The organism is Delftia sp. HK171 (genome assembly GCF_001886655.1).
Taxonomy (GTDB): domain Bacteria; phylum Pseudomonadota; class Gammaproteobacteria; order Burkholderiales; family Burkholderiaceae_C; genus Comamonas; species Comamonas acidovorans.
This window is the reverse complement of sequence record NZ_CP018101.1, coordinates 1,245,135-1,261,185: the sequence shown is the minus strand read 5'-3', so window position 1 is coordinate 1,261,185 and position 16,051 is coordinate 1,245,135. Positions and strand designations below refer to the sequence as shown.

General features: G+C 69.3%; 11 protein-coding genes. 3 read left to right on the top strand and 8 right to left on the bottom strand.

Features of this window, described 5'->3' with window-relative positions; all coding sequences use genetic code 11:
- Window positions 1-28: 28 nt before the first annotated feature.
- The 7 genes from narI to BO996_RS05710 form a co-directional block, all read right to left on the bottom strand.
- Window positions 29-766: a respiratory nitrate reductase subunit gamma gene (gene narI / locus BO996_RS05740; RefSeq protein WP_071954236.1), complete on the bottom strand. Its 738-nt coding sequence runs from the start codon at window positions 764-766 to the stop codon at window positions 29-31.
- Window positions 763-1,476, bottom strand: a complete 714-nt coding sequence (gene narJ, locus BO996_RS05735) for a nitrate reductase molybdenum cofactor assembly chaperone (protein ID WP_071954235.1) — start codon at window positions 1,474-1,476, stop codon at window positions 763-765. Before narJ ends, narI begins: the two co-directional genes overlap by 4 nt.
- Before the next feature lie 11 nt (window positions 1,477-1,487).
- On the bottom strand, window positions 1,488-3,029 hold the full coding sequence (gene narH, locus BO996_RS05730; protein ID WP_012203041.1) for a nitrate reductase subunit beta: 1,542 nt from the start codon (window positions 3,027-3,029) through the stop codon (window positions 1,488-1,490).
- 18 nt (window positions 3,030-3,047) lie between these two features.
- Window positions 3,048-6,911 (bottom strand): nitrate reductase subunit alpha, encoded by a 3,864-nt coding sequence (locus BO996_RS05725; protein WP_071954234.1) that lies wholly within the window; start codon window positions 6,909-6,911, stop codon window positions 3,048-3,050.
- 67 nt (window positions 6,912-6,978) lie between these two features.
- Window positions 6,979-8,439, bottom strand: a complete 1,461-nt coding sequence (locus tag BO996_RS05720) for an MFS transporter (RefSeq protein ID WP_071954233.1) — start codon at window positions 8,437-8,439, stop codon at window positions 6,979-6,981.
- A 16-nt stretch (window positions 8,440-8,455) separates the two neighbouring features.
- On the bottom strand, window positions 8,456-9,778 hold the full coding sequence (locus BO996_RS05715) for an MFS transporter (RefSeq protein WP_012203038.1): 1,323 nt from the start codon (window positions 9,776-9,778) through the stop codon (window positions 8,456-8,458).
- Between the two features lie 156 nt (window positions 9,779-9,934).
- A complete protein-coding gene (locus tag BO996_RS05710; protein WP_071954232.1) occupies window positions 9,935-10,897 on the bottom strand; it encodes a helix-turn-helix transcriptional regulator in 963 nt (320 codons plus the stop codon).
- Between the two features lie 130 nt (window positions 10,898-11,027).
- On the opposite strand from BO996_RS05710, the gene BO996_RS05705 reads away from it, so the two are divergent.
- Genes BO996_RS05705 through BO996_RS05695 form a run of 3 tightly spaced genes read left to right on the top strand, consistent with a single transcriptional unit; the run spans window position 11,028 to window position 15,354 of the window.
- Window positions 11,028-13,022: a TonB-dependent receptor gene (locus tag BO996_RS05705; RefSeq protein ID WP_071954231.1), complete on the top strand. Its 1,995-nt coding sequence runs from the start codon at window positions 11,028-11,030 to the stop codon at window positions 13,020-13,022.
- Between the two features lie 26 nt (window positions 13,023-13,048).
- Window positions 13,049-14,116 carry a class I SAM-dependent methyltransferase gene (locus BO996_RS05700; RefSeq protein ID WP_071954230.1) on the top strand — a complete coding sequence of 356 codons (1,068 nt, stop codon included), beginning with the start codon at window positions 13,049-13,051 and terminating at the stop codon, window positions 14,114-14,116.
- Window positions 14,113-15,354: an MFS transporter gene (locus BO996_RS05695; protein ID WP_071954229.1), complete on the top strand. Its 1,242-nt coding sequence runs from the start codon at window positions 14,113-14,115 to the stop codon at window positions 15,352-15,354. Before BO996_RS05700 ends, BO996_RS05695 begins: the two co-directional genes overlap by 4 nt.
- Before the next feature lie 4 nt (window positions 15,355-15,358).
- Here the strand turns inward: BO996_RS05695 and BO996_RS05690 are convergent, their stop codons facing one another.
- Entirely contained in the window at window positions 15,359-16,030 is a 672-nt protein-coding gene (locus tag BO996_RS05690; protein WP_012203037.1) for a response regulator, read from the bottom strand.
- Window positions 16,031-16,051: the final 21 nt, after the last annotated feature.

The following is a 16,051-nucleotide window of genomic DNA, read 5'->3' as shown; positions in this document are numbered from 1 at the left end:
GTTGCATCCATGTTCCATGTCGATCTCCTCAATGGCCGGGCTTGGCGTCACGGCGTGCCGACGATGCGGGCAGGCCCAGGCGGCGCGAGCGCACCAGCTGGTAGGGGCGCAGCAGGTAGACCAGGGTGCCGAAGCCGCTCCAGACGTGGACCAGGCGCGTGAACGGGAAGACCAGGAAGATGCTCATGCCCAGGAACATGTGGGCCTTGAACACCCAGCCGGCCTCGGCCAGCAGTTCGGCCGCGCCGCCACGGAAGGTGACGATGCGCTGCGCCCATTCGGCCAGGGCCATCATCATGGAGCCGTCCATGTGCTTTGCCGACAGCGGAATGGTGGCCAGGCCCAGCAGCAGCTGCAGCCACAGCAGCCAGAGGATGGCGATGTCGCTGAACCTGGAGTTGGCGCGGATGCGCACGTCCGACAGCCGGCGGTGCAGCAAGATGGTGAGGCCGATGAAGCCCAGCGTGCCCGCGATGCCGCCGCTGACCATGGCCAGCAGCTGCTTGGCGCCTGCGGCCATGAAGGGCTCGTAGACGAAGTGCGGCGTGAGCATGCCCACGGTATGGCCGAAGAACAGGAACAGCACGCCGATGTGGAACAGGTTGCTGCCCCAGCGCAGGCTGCCGCTGCGCAGCAGCTGCGATGAATCGCTCTTCCAGGTGTACTGGTCGCGGTCGAAGCGCAGCCAGCTGCCGATGAAGAACACGGCCAGGCAGATGTAGGGGTAGAGGCCGAAGAGCAGGTGGTCTATCCAGGAGGGGGTCATGTCAGGCTCCTTTGGCGGGGTCCTTGGGCTTGGGGCGCCGCCGTGCGGCGCACGAAATGCACGGGCTGCTCGGCGCCGGGACGGGATTTGCCCTGGCTGCTGCAGCCGTCGAAGGCGGCGGGTTCGGCCCAGGCCTCGTCCATGGCGGGCTCGGGGCGGATTTCCACGCGCTCGGCCCTGTGGCCGGTGATCTCCAGCACGGCCGCGATCACGCTGGCATAGGGGCTGGCGCGCCGCGCCAGCGCCGTGAACAGGGCGTTGAGGATGTGGGCCATCTCGCCCAGGAATTCACGTGCGATGGCCGGCGGCTGGGTGGAGGCGAACTCCAGCACCACGGCCAGGTGGTCGGGCAGTTCGTCGGCATCGAAGGCCAGGCCCGCGCGCTCGTAGGTCTGCTGCAGGTCGATCAGCGCCGGGCCCCGGTCGGCCGAGTCGCCGTGCACATGCTCGAACAGATGCAGCGAGGTCTGGTGGCCCCGGTCGAAGGTGTCCACGTAGCGGGCCTCGGCCTCGAAGGGGTCCATGGCCTGCAGCTGCTCGGCCAGCTGCTGCAACTCGCGCAGCCGCGCGGGCGCCACGGATTGCTCCAGGCGCAGGGCGTCGATCAGGCCCGGCAGCAGGGCGCGCAGCTCGGCGCCCGGGTAGCCGATGAGGCAGGCCAGCGCGCGCAGCGTCAGGCGCACGGGGGTGGAGGTGTTGTGATTGAACATGGCGGCAGTCCTCACATTTGCGCGCGGATGGGGATGGTGCGCGGCTTCTTGCCGCCGAACAGGCTGGCGTCGGTGCTGCCGTCGGAGCAGCCGTTGCCGAACGAGAAGCCGCAGCCGCCGCGCAAATCGAACGCGCTTTCGGCGTATTCGCGGTGGGCCGAGGGGATGACGAAGCGGTCCTCGTAGTTGGCGATCGCCATGGTCTGGTACATGTCCTCGACCTCGTCCACCGTCAGTCCCGCGTACTGGAGCACGGCCAGGTTCTGTTCCTGGTCCACGTGCTTGCTGCGCTGGTACGCGCGCATGGCCAGCATGCGCTCCAGCGCGCGCACCACGGGCGTGGTGTCGCCGGCGGTGAGCAGGTTGGCCAGGTACTGCACGGGGATGCGCAGCTGCGAGACATCGGGCAGGTCGCCATTGATGGGGCTGCGGCCGACACTGTCGAGATGCCCGGCGTTCGCCGCCGAGGTGATGGGCGACAGCGGCGGCACATACCAGACCATGGGCAGGGTACGGTACTCGGGGTGCAGCGGCAGGGCCACCTTCCAGTCCACGGCCATCTTGTAGACGGGGCTGGACTGGGCGGCCTCGATCCAGGCGTCGGGGATGCCGTCGATGCGGGCCTGGCGGATGACCTCGGGATCATTGGGGTCCAGGAAGATGTCCAGCTGCGCCTGGTAGAGGTCGCGGTCGCGCTCCACGCTGGCCGCCTCCTCGATGCGGTCGGCGTCGTACAGCAGCACGCCCAGGTAGCGGATGCGGCCCACGCAGGTTTCGGAGCAGACGGTGGGCTGGCCGGCCTCGATGCGCGGGTAGCAGAAGATGCATTTCTCGGCCTTGCCGCTTTGCCAGTTGTAGTAGATCTTCTTGTAGGGGCAGCCCGAGACGCACATGCGCCAGCCGCGGCACTTGTCCTGGTCGATGAGGACGATGCCGTCCTCCTCGCGCTTGTAGATCGAGCCCGAGGGGCAGGACGCCACGCAGGCCGGGTTCAGGCAGTGCTCGCACAGGCGCGGCAGGTACATCATGAAGGTGTTCTCGAACTGGCCGTAGATGTCCTTCTGGATCTGCTCGAAGTTCACGTCATGGCTGCGCTTGCTGAATTCGCCGCCCAGGATTTCCTCCCAGTTCGGACCCCATTCGATCTTCTCCATGCGCTGGCCCGAGATCAGGCTGCGCGCGCGCGCCGTGGGCGCGGCCTTGCTTTCCCTGGCCGACTGCAGGTGCTCGTAGTCGTAGGTGAAGGGTTCGTAGTAGTCGTCGATCTGGGGCAGGTTGGGGTTGGCGAAGATGCGCATCAACAGGCTCCACTTGCCGCCCTGGCGGGGCGCGATGGAGCCGTCCGTGCGGCGCATCCAGCCGCCGTTCCACTTGGCCTGGTTTTCCCACTCGCGCGGGTAGCCGATGCCGGGCTTGGTCTCGACGTTGTTGAACCAGGCGTATTCGACGCCCGGGCGGCTGGTCCAGACGTTCTTGCAGGTGACGGAGCAGGTGTGGCAGCCGATGCACTTGTCCAGGTTCAGCACCATGCCGATCTGTGCGCGGATTTTCATCGTGTTTCTCCTTATTGTTCAGGCATGGGCAGCTGCGCCGGCCGGAGCTTCGTCATCCAGCCAGTCGATGCGGCGCATCTTTCGGACCAGGACGAACTCGTCGCGGTTGGTGCCGATGGTTCCGTAGTAGTTGAAGCCGTAGCTGTACTGCGCGTAGCCGCCGATCATGTGGGTGGGCTTGAGCACGATGCGCGTGACCGAGTTGTGGATGCCGCCGCGTGTGCCGGTGATCTCCGAGCCCGGCGTGTTGATGGTCTTCTCCTGCGCGTGGTACATCATCACCATGCCCGGCTTGACGCGCTGGCTGACCACGGCCCGCGCCGCGATGGCGCCGTTGGCGTTGTACAGCTCCACCCAGTCGTTGTCGGCGATGCCGGCGCTCTTGGCGTCGTCCTCGCTGAGCCAGACGATGGGGCCGCCACGCGCCAGCGTGAGCATCATCAGGTTGTCGCCATAGGTGGAGTGGATGCCCCACTTCTGGTGCGGCGTGATGAAGTTCAGCGCGATCTCGGGGTGGCCATTGGGCTTTTGGCCCTGCACTTCCTGCAGCGCCTTCATGTGCACGGGCGGGCGGTAGCTGACGAAGCCTTCGCCGAAGTCGCGCATCCACGGATGGTCCTGGTAGAACTGCTGGCGGCCGGTGAGGGTGCGCCATGGGATCAGCTCATGCACGTTGGTGTAGCAGGCGTTGTAGCTGACCTTCTCGCTTTCCAGGCCCGACCAGGTGGGCGAGCTGATGATCTTGCGCGGCTGGGCCTGGATGTCGCGAAAGCGGATCTTCTCGTCCTCGCGGTGCAGGGCCAGGTGGGCGTGCTCGCGCCCCGTCTGCTTCGACAGCGCCTCCCAGGCCTTGACGGCCACGTGGCCGTTGGTCTCGGGCGCCAGCATCATCACCACCTCGGTGGCGTCGATGTCGGTGACGATGCGCGGGCGGCCCTGGCTCACGCCTTCCTCGCGCACCAGGCCGTTGAGCTCGCCCAGCTGCTCCACCTCGGTCTCGGTGTTCCAGCCGATGCCCTTGCCGCCGTTGCCCAGCCTGTCCATCAGCGGGCCCAGGGCCGTGAAGCGCTTGTAGAGGTTGGGATAGTCGCGCTCGACCACGGCAATCTGCGGCGCGGTCTTGCCGGGGATCAGGGCGCACTCGCCCTTCTTCCAGTCGCGCACGCCATCGGGCTGGGCCAGCTCGGCGGGGGTGTCGTGCATCAGCGGCGTCAGCACCACATCCTTTTCCACGCCCAGGTGGCCCACGCAGACCTCGCTGAAGGACTTGGCGAAGCCCTTGTAGATCTCCCAGTCGCTCCTGGCCTGCCATGCCGGGTCCACGGCCGCCGACAGCGGATGGATGAAGGGGTGCATGTCGCTGGTGTTGAGGTCGTTCTTCTCATACCAGGTGGCCGTGGGCAGGACGATGTCCGAGTACAGGCAGGTGGTGCTCATGCGGAAGTCCAGCGTGACCAGCAGGTCCAGCTTGCCTTCGGGCGCCTTGTCGTGCCAGCGCACTTCCTGCGGCTTGGCCGAATGGCCGGCGCCGGGCCGCCCCAAGCCGGCCGCCCCCTGGGGGGAGGCGCGCAGCGCATCGGGGGGGTCTTGTTCTCCAAGGTCTTTTCCTTGCACGCCATGGGTGGTGCCCAGCAGGTGCTTGAGGAAGTACTCATGGCCCTTGCCCGAGCTGCCCAGGATGTTGGAGCGCCACACGAACATGTTGCGCGGCCAGTTGGCCGGGTGGTCGGGGTCCTCGCAGCTCATGGACAGCGAGCCGTCCTGCAGGGACTGCACCACGTGGTCCTTCACGTCCAGGCCCTGGGCCTGGGCGTCGCGCACCAGCTGCAGCGGGTTGGCCTGCAGCTGCGGTGCGCTGGGCAGCCAGCCCATTCGCTCGGCGCGCACGTTGTAGTCGATCATGGCGCCGCCGTACTGGCTGCGGTCGGCCAGCGGGGACAGCACCTCTTCCACACCCAGCTTCTCGTAGCGCCACTGGTCGGTGTGGGCGTAGAAGAAGCTGGTGGAGTTCATCTGGCGCGGCGGGCGCAGCCAGTCCAGCGCAAAGGCCAGCGCGGTCCAGCCGGTCTGCGGGCGCAGCTTTTCCTGGCCCACGTAGTGCGCCCAGCCGCCGCCGCTCTGGCCTATGCAGCCGCACAGCATCAGCATGTTGATGATGCCGCGGTAGTTCATGTCGCAGTGGTACCAGTGGTTCATGGCCGCGCCGATGATGACCATGGACTTGCCGCGCGTCTTCTCGGCGTTGTCGGCGAACTGGCGCGCAATGGCGATCACCTGGTCACGCGGCACGCCGGTGATCTTTTCCTGCCAGGCCGGGGTGTAGGGCGCATCGGCGTCATAGCCGCCATCAGCGCCCTCGGTGACCTCACCCTCCAGGCCACGGTGGATGCCGTAGTTGCCCGCCAGCAGGTCGAACACGGTGGCCACCATGGCCTCCTCGCCGTCCAGCACCATGCGCGAGACGGGCACGCGGCGCAGCAGCACATCAGTGCCCTGCTCGTTGGCGTCGAAGCCCGGCGACTGCAGGCCGCCGAAGTAGGGGAAGGCCACGTCGGCCACTTCACTGTCCACGCCCTGGCCGTCCAGCACCGAGAGCTTGAGCTGCACGTCGTTGCCCGTGCGCGCCTCCTTGGATTCGAGGTTCCACAGGCCCTCGTCGGCGCGGCCGGCCTCGCCCCAGCGAAAGCCGATGGAGCCGTTGGGCAGGGCCACGCCGCCGTCCTCGCCGTAGGCCACGGTCTTCCACTCGGGGTTGCTGTCCTGGCCCAGGTGGCCGTCGAAGTCGCTGGCGCGCACATAGCGCTCGGGCACCAGGGCCGTGCGGCCGTCGGGCAGTTGCTGGCGCTTGAGGCGGATCAGCAGCGGCAGGTCGGTGTAGCGGCGCGCATAGTCCTCGAAATAGTCCGGGCGGCCGCGCTCGCCGAAGTAGAACTCCTTGAGGATGACGTGGCCCATGGCCATGGCCACGGCGGCATCCGTGCCCTGCTTGGGGTGCATCCACAGGTCGGCCAGCTTGGCGACCTCGGAGTAGTCGGGCGTGACGGCCACGACCTTGGCGCCCTTGTAGCGGACCTCGGTGAAGAAGTGGGCGTCGGGGGTGCGCGTCTGGGGCACGTTGGAGCCCCAGGCGATGATGAAGTTGGAGTTGTACCAGTCCGCGCTCTCTGGCACGTCGGTCTGCTCGCCCCAGGTCTGGGGGCTGGCCGGCGGCAGGTCGCAGTACCAGTCGTAGAAGCTCATGCACACGCCGCCGATCAGGCTCAGGTAGCGGCTGCCTGCGGCATACGAGATCATGGACATGGCCGGAATCGGCGAGAAGCCGATGATGCGGTCCGGCCCGTGCTTCTTGATGGTGTAGACGTTGGCCGCCGCGATCATGCGGTTGACCTCGTCCCAGCTGCTGCGCACGAAGCCGCCCAGGCCGCGCTGCTTTTGCCACTCGCTGCGCGCATCCGCGTTCTCGACGATGGCGGCCCAGGCATCGACCGGGCTCCTGGCCACGGCCAGGGCAGCGCGCCAGTGCTTGAGCAGCCGGCCGCGCACCATGGGGTATTTGACGCGGTTGGCGCTGTACAGGTACCAGCTGTAGCTGGCGCCGCGCGCGCAGCCGCGCGGCTCGTGGTTGGGCAGGTCGGCGCGCGTGCGCGGGTAGTCGGTCTGCTGGGTCTCCCAGGTCACGATGCCGCCCTTGACGTAGATCTTCCACGAGCACGAGCCCGTGCAGTTCACGCCGTGCGTGGAGCGCACCACCTTGTCATGCGCCCAGCGGTCGCGGTAGGCGTCTTCCCAGGTGCGGTCCTCGCCCGTCACCTGGCCATGGCCGTTGGAGAATTCCTGCCGGGGCAGGGAGAAGTAGGAAAGCTTGTCCAGAAAATGGCTCATCGCGGGACTCCTTGTTGTTCGTTGCGGTGCGCTGCTGTTCGGCGCAGTAGTGCCTGCGGCCCGGGTCTCAGCAGGGCATCTCGGCGTTACTGCGCGCGTAGTACCACCAGGTCACGCCCACGCACAGCACATAGAAGGCGGCAAACACCCACAGCGCCAGCTCGGGCCCGCCCGTGGCGGCGATGGAGCTGCCGTAGCTCTTGGGGATGAAGAAGCCGCCGTAGGCTCCCAGCGCGCCCGCAAAGCCCAGGGCGGCCGCGCCTTCGGTATTGCCCTCCTTGAGGGCATGGGCCTGCGCTTCCTCGCTGGGATGGGCGCCGAGCTCGCGCTGCTTGAGCGCCAGGAAAATCGCCGGGATCATGCTGAAGGTCGATCCGTTGCCGATGCCCGTGGTCAGGAACAGCACCAGGAACATCAGGAAGAAGCCCATGAAGCTGCCCTCGGCGGGGCCGAAGCCCAGCGCGTAGCCGCCGCTGCCCTTGGGCAGGAAATACAGCACGCCCACCACGGCCACGGCCATGACGAGGAAGTTCCAGAACGTCACGCGCGCGCCGCCCGCCTTGTCGGCCAGCCAGCCGCCAAAGGGCCGCGACAGCGCGCCCAGCAGCGGGCCCAGCCAGGCATAGGCCAGCGGGTTGACCGCCGGGAACTGGCTCTTGATCAGCAGCGGAAAGCCGGCGGCAAAGCCGATGAACGAGCCGAAGGTGCCCAGGTACAGCAGGCACATCACCCAGTTGTGCTTGCGCCGGAAGATGGCGGCCTGGGCCGCGAAGCTGGCCTTGGCATCGGCGATGTCGTTCATGCCGAACCAGGCGGCCAGCGAGGCGATGGCGATCCACGGCACCCAGATGAAGGCCGCGTTCTGCGCCCAGACCCGGGTGGTCTCGCCGGCCTTGGTGATGGTCTGCGCATCGCCGCCGAAGACGCCGAAGATGCCGGCCGTGATCACCAGCGGGCTCAGGAACTGCACCACCGACACGCCCAGGTTGCCCAGGCCCGCGTTCACGCCCAGGGCCGAGCCCTTGCGCTCCTTGGGAAAGAAGAAGCTGATGTTGGCCATGCTGGAGCTGAAGTTGCCCCCGCCCAGGCCGCACAGCAGGGCCAGGATCAGCATGGTCGGATAGCCGGTGCTGGCATCCTGCACGGCGTAGCCGATGCCGATGGCCGGAATCAGCAGCGAGGCCGTGGACAGCGCCGTCCAGCGGCGCCCGCCCATCAGCGGCACCATGAAGGAATAGAAGATGCGCAGCGTGGCGCCCGACAGCGCGGGTGCGGCCGCCAGCCAGAACAGCTGGTTGGTGGAGTAGGTGAAGCCCAGCGCGGGCAGGTTCACGGCCACCACGCTCCAGACCTGCCAGATGGCAAAGGCCAGGAACAGGGCGGGCACCGAGATCCAGAGATTGATCCTGGCGATGGCCTCGCCCTCGCGCTCCCAGAACTGTTTGTCCTCGGGGCGCCAGAGGGTCAGCACGCTGCCGGGGCGGCTGCGCGCGGATGCCTTTGCGGCGGACTTGGTGTTCGCATGCATGTGCAACTCCTGCGGTTCAGCGCGCGGCCGGCTGCACATCGCTGTGGCCGCCGTGGCTGTTGAGCACGTCGGTGCGGCGCACCTCGGTGAAATACATCCAGATCAGCGACACCCAGACCACGCCGTACAGCAGCATGAAGGCGCTGGAGCGGATGCCCGTCCAGTCCAGCAGCACGCCGAACAGGATGGGCAGGATGAAGCCGCCCATGCCGCCGGCCAGGCCCACGATGCCGCTGATGGCGCCGATGTTTCCGGGGTAGTCGTCGCTGATGTACTTGAAGACGCTGGCCTTGCCGAAGGCCATGGCAATGCCCAGCACGAACATCAGCGCGGTGAAGGCATAGACGTTCAGGCCCAGGTGAAAGCGGGTGCTGCCCTCGGTGGTGAGCACCGTGAAATCCGTCTGCGGATAGGACAGCAGGAACAGGCAGATCCAGCACACCCAGAGCACCCACCAGGTCACGCTGTGCGCGCCGTACTTGTCCGACAGCCAGCCGCCGATGGCGCGCAGCACGCCGCCCGGCAGCGAAAAGCAGGCCGCCAGCAGCGCCGCCACGCGGATGTCCAGGCCGTACTCGCCCACGTAGTACTGCACCATCCACAGGCTCAGCGCCACATAGCCGCCGAAGACGATGCTGTAGTACTGGCAGTACTTGAGCACGCGCGGATCCTTGAGCGCCTTCAACTGGTCGCTGAAGCGCACGTTGCTGGGCACCAGGTGGGCCGGGTCGCTGTGGCTGAACAGCCAGAACAGCACCAGCGCGCCCAGCATGATGGCCGCATAGGCATGCGGCACGGCGGCCCAGCCGAAGGCCACCAGGATCACCGGCGCCACGAACTTGTTGACCGCCGCGCCCGAGTTGCCCGCGCCATAGATGCCCATGGCCATGCCCTGGCGCTCCTTGGGAAACCAGCGTGCCACATAGGGCGTGCCCACCGAGAACGAGCCGCCCGCCAGGCCCACGAACAGGCCGATGGTCAGGAAGTGCCAGTACTCGGTGGCATAGCCCATCACCCAGATCGCGGGCACGGTGACGGCCATCAGCACCGCCATCACGATGCGCCCGCCGAAGCGGTCGGTCCAGATGCCCAGCGGCACGCGCACCAGCGAGCCCGTGAGCACGGGCATGGCCGTGAGCAGGCCGAACTGCGTGGCGTTCAGATCCAGCATCTTCTTGATGGGGATGCCGATGATGCCGAACATCATCCAGACCATGAAGCAGACCGTGAAGGCCAGGGTGCTGACGGCCAGGACCGACCAGGCCTGGCGGTCGTGGCGTGTGCCTGTGCTGGTGCTCTTGCGGGGGTCGCCCTGTGCGGTGGGCGCTGTGTTTGCCATTTTGTTTTCCTCGTGGGGGCTATGGCATCCATGGTCCCGCGCGAGGGCCGCGCCGCACATCCGCCAGCCGTACGCTCGGACAAGGCGGAAGAACTAGGAGCGCGCAGGCGGGCCTAGTTCCAAAGAACTATCGGGGACAAAAAGGCTTGACGCAGATCAGGAGCGGCGGCCAAAAACGGACTTCGGGCTGCGCCCGTAGAACCGCGCAAATGCCGCACTGAAGTTCGACGGATGGGCATAGCCCACCTGCCAGCCGGCCTGGGCGACCTGGCAGCCGGTCTCCAGCAGCGCCCAGGCGCGGCGCATGCGCAGCTCCAGCAGCAGGGCCTGGGGCGTGGTGCCGAAGACCGCGCGAAAGCCCTGCTTGAGCCGGTGCTCGCCCAGGCCCACGGCGGCGCTCAGGTAGGCCAGGGTCAGCGCGCGGTCCATCTGGGTGGACAGCAGTTCGCGCGCCTGCTCCAGCCGGGCCAGTTCGTCGGCCGACCAGCGCGGTGCCGCCTTGGCCGGCTGCGGCGCAGGCGCGAGGTGGCGCAGCTCCAGCGCGGCCAGGCTCAGCATGGCGATGTGGCGGTCCAGCGCATCGGTGGGCTGGTGTCCGGGTGGTTGGGCCAGGCGCCGCGCCAGCGCCAGGCTGGCCGGCAGGCTGGCGCGGTGGTCCAAGGGCCGCACGCCGGCCGCGCCGTCCACCTGGGTCAGGCGCTGCGAGAGTTCAGGCCCCAGATAGCGGTCGAGCGCCGCGCCCGACAGCAGCAGGCGCAGCTGGCGCACGGTCTGGCCGGCCGCATAGCGGCGCTCGCCCTGGCTGCCGCGAAAGGCTGCCAGCGTGGTCTGCCCCGCGCCGAAGCGCAGTGCCGCGCCGCCACGCGCCACAAAGCCCGATTCGCCCGCCAGCCCCAGCGTGATGACCAGGGTGCGGCCCTGGTCCGAGGCATCGGCCTGCACGCTGTCCTCCACCAGGTCGCGCAGCGGGCAGTAGTGCGAGCGCGCCAGCACGATGCCGTCGCCCAGCGTGAAGCGCTCCGCATGGCAGTCGCCCAGCTCGGCGGGCAGGGCATGCCGCGTCCAGCCCGGCGCACAGGGCTGGGGCAAGGCAAGCGAGGAAGGGATGCGGGAGGTCATGGGAGAGGAATGGATGCGCGCTTCGCATAGGAAATGCTCCGGCGCGCATACGTTTTCAAATGATAGCGATTCTCATCTTCCCTAGCATCGGTCTCCAACGAGATTCCCTTTTGGAGAGGACGAGAAAACCATGGCATTCCCCCTTCGCTGGCCGGCCGCGCTGGCCCTGGCCCCCTTCACGGTGGCGGCCCAGGGCCAGGCGCCCGAAGCCGCCCTGCCCGAGATCACGGTCACGGTGAACAAGCAGGCCGAGAGCCTGGACGCCGTGCCCGCCAGCGTCTCCGTCTTCGAGGGCGCGGCGCTGGAGGCGGCTGGCGTGCGCGGGCTGGACGCTCTGTCCGCCCAGGTGCCGGGCTTTGTGTTCCAGGCCTTCGGCCAGTCGGGCGTGCAGCCGCCCGTGATGCGCGGGCTGACGGCCAACTTCGTGTCGTTCTCCTCGTCCACGCTGCTGCTGGTCGATGGCGTGCCCACGCTGATGGCCCAGGGCTTCGAGCACAACCTGCAGGGCGTGGACCGCGTGGAGGTGCTGCGCGGCCCGCAATCGACCTTGTACGGCCGCAATGCCGAAGCGGGCGTGGTCAGCATCGTCACGCGCCAGCCCGGCGACACGCCCTATGCATCGATCAGCGCCGAGGCCGGCAACCACGGCCAGCGCGCGGGCAGCTTCGAGCTGGGCCGCGCACTGGTGCCGGGCCAGCTCTACATCGGCCTGTCGGGCGAGTGGCGCGCGCAGGACGGTTTCATACGCCAGCAGGCGACGGGAGCGCGCGTGGACGACCGCGAGCGCGCCAGCGGCCGCCTGGCCCTGCGCTGGACGCCCACGGCCGAGACCGAGGCCACGCTGCGCTACGCCCAGCAGCGCTGGGACGACGGCGCCGCGCAATGGGGCAGCATTGCCGCGCCGCGCGCCACGGTGAACTCGGGCACGGACAGCTGGAACCGCTCGCGCGGGCAGACGCTGTCGCTCGATGTCTCGCACCGCTTTGCCTCGGGGCTGCGGCTGCGCTCCATCACCGCACGCAATGTCTTCGACGACCGCGTGCTGCAGGACACGGACTTCCAGCGCGCCGACCTGCTCCACGTGCGGCGCGACTACCGCCTGGCCACGACCTCGCAGGAACTGCGCCTGGAGGGCGAGGCCGCAGGCCTGTGGAACGCGCGCTGGCTGGCCGGCCTGTACCTGGACCGCGACGACCATGACCTGCGTTACGAGCAAAAGCTGCCCGCCGCGCTGATGCGGCCCACGGCCGGGCTCAAGGGCAGCACGGCGGCGCTGTTCACGCACTGGACCGTCCCGCTGTCCGAGCGCTGGACGCTGGCGGCCGGCGCGCGCGTGGAGCGCAACCGCGTGGAACTGGCCCCCGTGGGCGCGGCGGCGCGCAGCGACGACTGGTCGCGCTTGAGCCCCAAGCTCTCGCTGCAATACCAGTGGTCGCCCAAGGGCCAGGTCTACACCAGCCTCAGCGAGGGCTACCGCGCGGGCGGCTTCAACGTGTTCTCTCCGGCCATGGGCTATGCGGCCTACGAGCCAGAGACCGTGCGCGCCTGGGAGATCGGCGCCAAGGGCCGGCTGCTGGGGCAGCGCCTGCGTTATGCGGCCTCGGTCTACACCCAGCAGGTGCGCGACATGCAGGTGCAGCAGATGGGCCTGCCGGGCGTGGTCTACATCACCAATGCGGCGCGGGCGCGCTCCACGGGTGCGGACTTCGAGCTGGACTATGTGTTCGGCGGCGGCTGGCAGCTGCAGACCGCCCTGGGCCTGAACCGCACGCGCTTCGGCAGCTTCCGCGACGGCGCCGCCGTCTATGACGGCCACCGCAACCCGTTTGCGCCCGACATGACGGCCCATGTGGCGCTGCGCTACGACGCGCCCGGCCGCTGGTGGGCGCAGGCTGCCGTGCAGGGCACGGGCAAGGTCTACCTGGACGCCGCCAACGCCTACCGCCGCCCCGGCTACGGGCTGCTCAACCTGTCGGCCGGCTATGCCCAGGGGTCCTGGGAAATCGCCGCCTACCTGCGCAATGCCGCCAACCGCCGCTACGACGCCGTGGGCTACCTCAACGGCCAGGTCGTGGTCTACAGCCCGCCGCGCGAGTTCGGCGTGCGGCTGACCTGGCGCATGTGACTCCCTTTCGTGAAAAGGACCTTCCGATGAATACACCCCGCTGTGAATCCCCTACCCACACCCCCTCTCACGCCCTGCAGCCGCTGTGGGACCTGGCCGCCGCCCAGGTCCAGGCCGAGGCCCTGGTGCTGGCGCTCGAATCGGGCGCCCTGGACCGGCTGGCCACGCCCCAGACGCCGGCCGAGCTGGCCCTGGCCCAGGGCTGGAATGAGGCCAATACCTCCCACTGGCTGGAATTGCTGTGGAGCATGGGCCTGCTGCGGCGCGGCCAGCACGAGCCCGTGAGCTACCTGCTGGCCACCGATGCGCTGCGCTACCTGCACAGCGCATCGCCCGAGTCCTGCGGCGCGGCCTGGCTGTTCCGCCTGCGCTCGCTGCGCCACTCCGCCACGCTGCTGCGCGGCCTGGTCGAGCACGGCCCTGCCGGGGACGGCTCGGCCTGCAGCGCCCCCTTGGCCACGGGCAATGCCGAAGGCTGGGCCGCCGCCGCGCGCGCCCAGATCGGCCAGGAGCAGCGCGCCGTCAGCGTGCCTGCCGCGCTGAACCTGCTACAGCAGGTTCCCGAGGCCGGCGCTATGCGCCGCATGCTGGACCTGGGCGGCGGCCCCGGCTGGATCGCGCTGGCCCTGCTGCGCCGGCAGCCCGCGCTGCAGGCCAGCGTCTTCGACTGGCCCGAGGCCGTGGCCGTGGCGGCGGACAACGCCCGCCAGTCCCGCCTGTCCGACCGCTTCACCGCGCTGGGCGGCAATCTGGCCACGGACGGCATAGGCAGCGGCTACGACCTGGTCTGGTGCTCGTCCGTGCTGCACTTCGTGCCCGATGCGGCAGCCGTGGTCGCCAAGGTGTTCGACGCGCTGGCGCCCGGCGGCGTCTTCGTCTGCGCCCATGCCGAGGTGGATGAGACGCCCGAAGCCGCCCTGCGCACCCTGCCCTACTACCTGCCCATGCGCCTGCTGGGCCGCAGCGTGACCCGGCGCGGCGAGCTGCAGGCGCTGCTGGCGCAGGCCGGGTTCGAGCGCATCGAACGCATCGAGTCGCGCGAGTTTCCGATGGCGCCGCTGGCCGTGCTCATTGCCCGCAAGGCCGCGCCATGAAGGCCGCAGCTCCCCGCCCTGTCTGGCTGCTCCAGGCCCTGTTCGGCTGGCTGCACCTGGCGCTCACCGCCCCCAGCGTCTACCTCTGGCTGGGCCTGCCCCTGGTCATGCGCCAGCATGGCTGGTCGGGCGCGGCCATCGGCCTGTTCCAGCTGGCAGGGCTGCCCGCGCTGATCAAGTTCGCGCTGGCCGCGCCCGTGGAAGCGCGCAGCGCGAACGGCCAGCCGCGCTACCGCGCCTGGGCGCTGGCCCTGTGCCTGGCTTATGCGGCCGTGCTGCTGGCCCTGGGCTGGCAGCAGTTGCTGGCCGAGCGCCTGTGGCTGTTCGGCCTGGCCTTCGCGGCCGCGCTGGCCGCCACCTGGGCCGACATTCCCGTCAGCGCCCTGGCCATCCGCCTGCTGCCCGCGTCCGAGCGCATGCGCGCCGGGGGCGTGCGCGCAGCGGCGCTGTCGCTGGGCGCCATCGTGGGCGGCGGGATGATGCTGCTCATGCAGGCGAAATGGGGCTGGCGCGCGCCCTTCCTCTGCCTGGCCGGCGCGCTGGCCCTGGGCGCCCTGCTGCTGGCCTGGGTGGTGCGCCATGAGCCCGGGGATGCGCCCTCGCCTGTGCTGCTGCCTGCGCCCAAAGCTGGACTGGCCGCCATGGTCCGCGGCTATGGCGCCCAGCCCGGCGCCTGGCGCTGGACCCTGGTGCTGGTCAGCTACTTCCCCTTCATCGGCGCGGCCTGGTTCTACCTCAAGCCGCTGATGCTGGACCATGGCTTCGCGCCGGCCCAGGCTGCCCTGCTGGCCGGCATGGGCGGCGGCGTGGTGGCCGCGCTGGCGGGCGCGGCCTCGCCCCTGCTCACGCGTCGCCTGGGCACCCGGCGCGCCCTGCCCCTGTATGCGGGCTGCAACGTGGCGGCGCTGGCGCTGCTGGCGGCCGTCATCGCAGCCGGCGCCCCGCCCCCGGGCCTGGTCGCGGCCGTGGCCTGCGTGGCAGCGGCCATGGGCGCCTCCTCGGCCTGCGTCTTCGGACTGATGATGCAATTCGCCCGCCCGCGCTGGCAGGCCTTCGACTACGGCCTGCAGGCCAGCCTGTTCGCCGCCAGCCGCATGCTGGTGCCGCTGGCGGCCGGCGTGGCGCTGGACGCCATGGGCGCGGCGGCCATGCTCACCGGGCTGACCGTGGCGGCCGCGCTGGCCTGGGTGTGGGCGCTGCGGTGTGCTGGGGATGGTTGGGCTTCAGCCACAGCGTAGGCCGCTAATCCCGCTGCCGCTCCGACGCATACACCGCCGCCTGCACGCGCGAGCTCAGGCCCAGCTTGCGCAGGATGTGTTGCACATGGATCTTGACCGTGGTCTCGGCAATGTCCAGCGTGCGGGCGATTTCCTTGTTGCTGGCGCCTCGGGCGATCTGGACCAGCACCTCTTCCTCGCGCGGGGACAGCGGCGAGGCCGGGGCCTCGTCCGGCTCGGGCGCCTGGGGCTCGGGCGCGCCCTGGGACTGGAAGGCGGCCACCAGCTTGCCCATCATCTCGGGGCTGACCACGGGCTCGCCGCGCGCGGCGCGGCGCAGGGCTTCGGACAGCAGGTCGCCGTCGATGGTCTTGAGCAGATAGCCCTGGGCGCCGTTGCGCAGCGCGGCCGCCAGGTCCTGGCCGTCCTCGCTCACGGTGAGCATGACGACGCGGCTGCCGGGCGATGCGGCCCGCAGGCCCGCGATGGCATCGACGCCCAGCACGCCGGGCAGGTGGTTGTCCAGCAGGATGACCTGGGGCGCCAGCGCGGGCACCAGGCGCAGGGCCTCGCCCGCGTCGCCGGCCTCGCCGACCACGCGTAGGCCTGCGTCCTGGGCGATAAGGGCGATCAGGCCGCGGCGGAACAGCGTGTGATCGTCGATGACGAAGACGGAGATGGGGCTGGAGAAGGACATGGGGCGGTCTTTTTCTTGCGG

Bases quoted from the DNA above. Each gene is read 5' to 3' on its own strand.
- narI (WP_071954236.1), bottom strand. From the start codon at position 766: ATGACCCCCTCCTGGATAGACCACCTGCTCTTCGGCCTCTACCCCTAC.
- narJ (WP_071954235.1), bottom strand. From the start codon at position 1,476: ATGTTCAATCACAACACCTCCACCCCCGTGCGCCTGACGCTGCGCGCG.
- narH (WP_012203041.1), bottom strand. From the start codon at position 3,029: ATGAAAATCCGCGCACAGATCGGCATGGTGCTGAACCTGGACAAGTGC.
- BO996_RS05725 (WP_071954234.1), bottom strand. From the start codon at position 6,911: ATGAGCCATTTTCTGGACAAGCTTTCCTACTTCTCCCTGCCCCGGCAG.
- BO996_RS05720 (WP_071954233.1), bottom strand. From the start codon at position 8,439: ATGCATGCGAACACCAAGTCCGCCGCAAAGGCATCCGCGCGCAGCCGC.
- BO996_RS05715 (WP_012203038.1), bottom strand. From the start codon at position 9,778: ATGGCAAACACAGCGCCCACCGCACAGGGCGACCCCCGCAAGAGCACC.
- BO996_RS05710 (WP_071954232.1), bottom strand. From the start codon at position 10,897: ATGACCTCCCGCATCCCTTCCTCGCTTGCCTTGCCCCAGCCCTGTGCG.
- BO996_RS05705 (WP_071954231.1), top strand. From the start codon at position 11,028: ATGGCATTCCCCCTTCGCTGGCCGGCCGCGCTGGCCCTGGCCCCCTTC.
- BO996_RS05700 (WP_071954230.1), top strand. From the start codon at position 13,049: ATGAATACACCCCGCTGTGAATCCCCTACCCACACCCCCTCTCACGCC.
- BO996_RS05695 (WP_071954229.1), top strand. From the start codon at position 14,113: ATGAAGGCCGCAGCTCCCCGCCCTGTCTGGCTGCTCCAGGCCCTGTTC.
- BO996_RS05690 (WP_012203037.1), bottom strand. From the start codon at position 16,030: ATGTCCTTCTCCAGCCCCATCTCCGTCTTCGTCATCGACGATCACACG.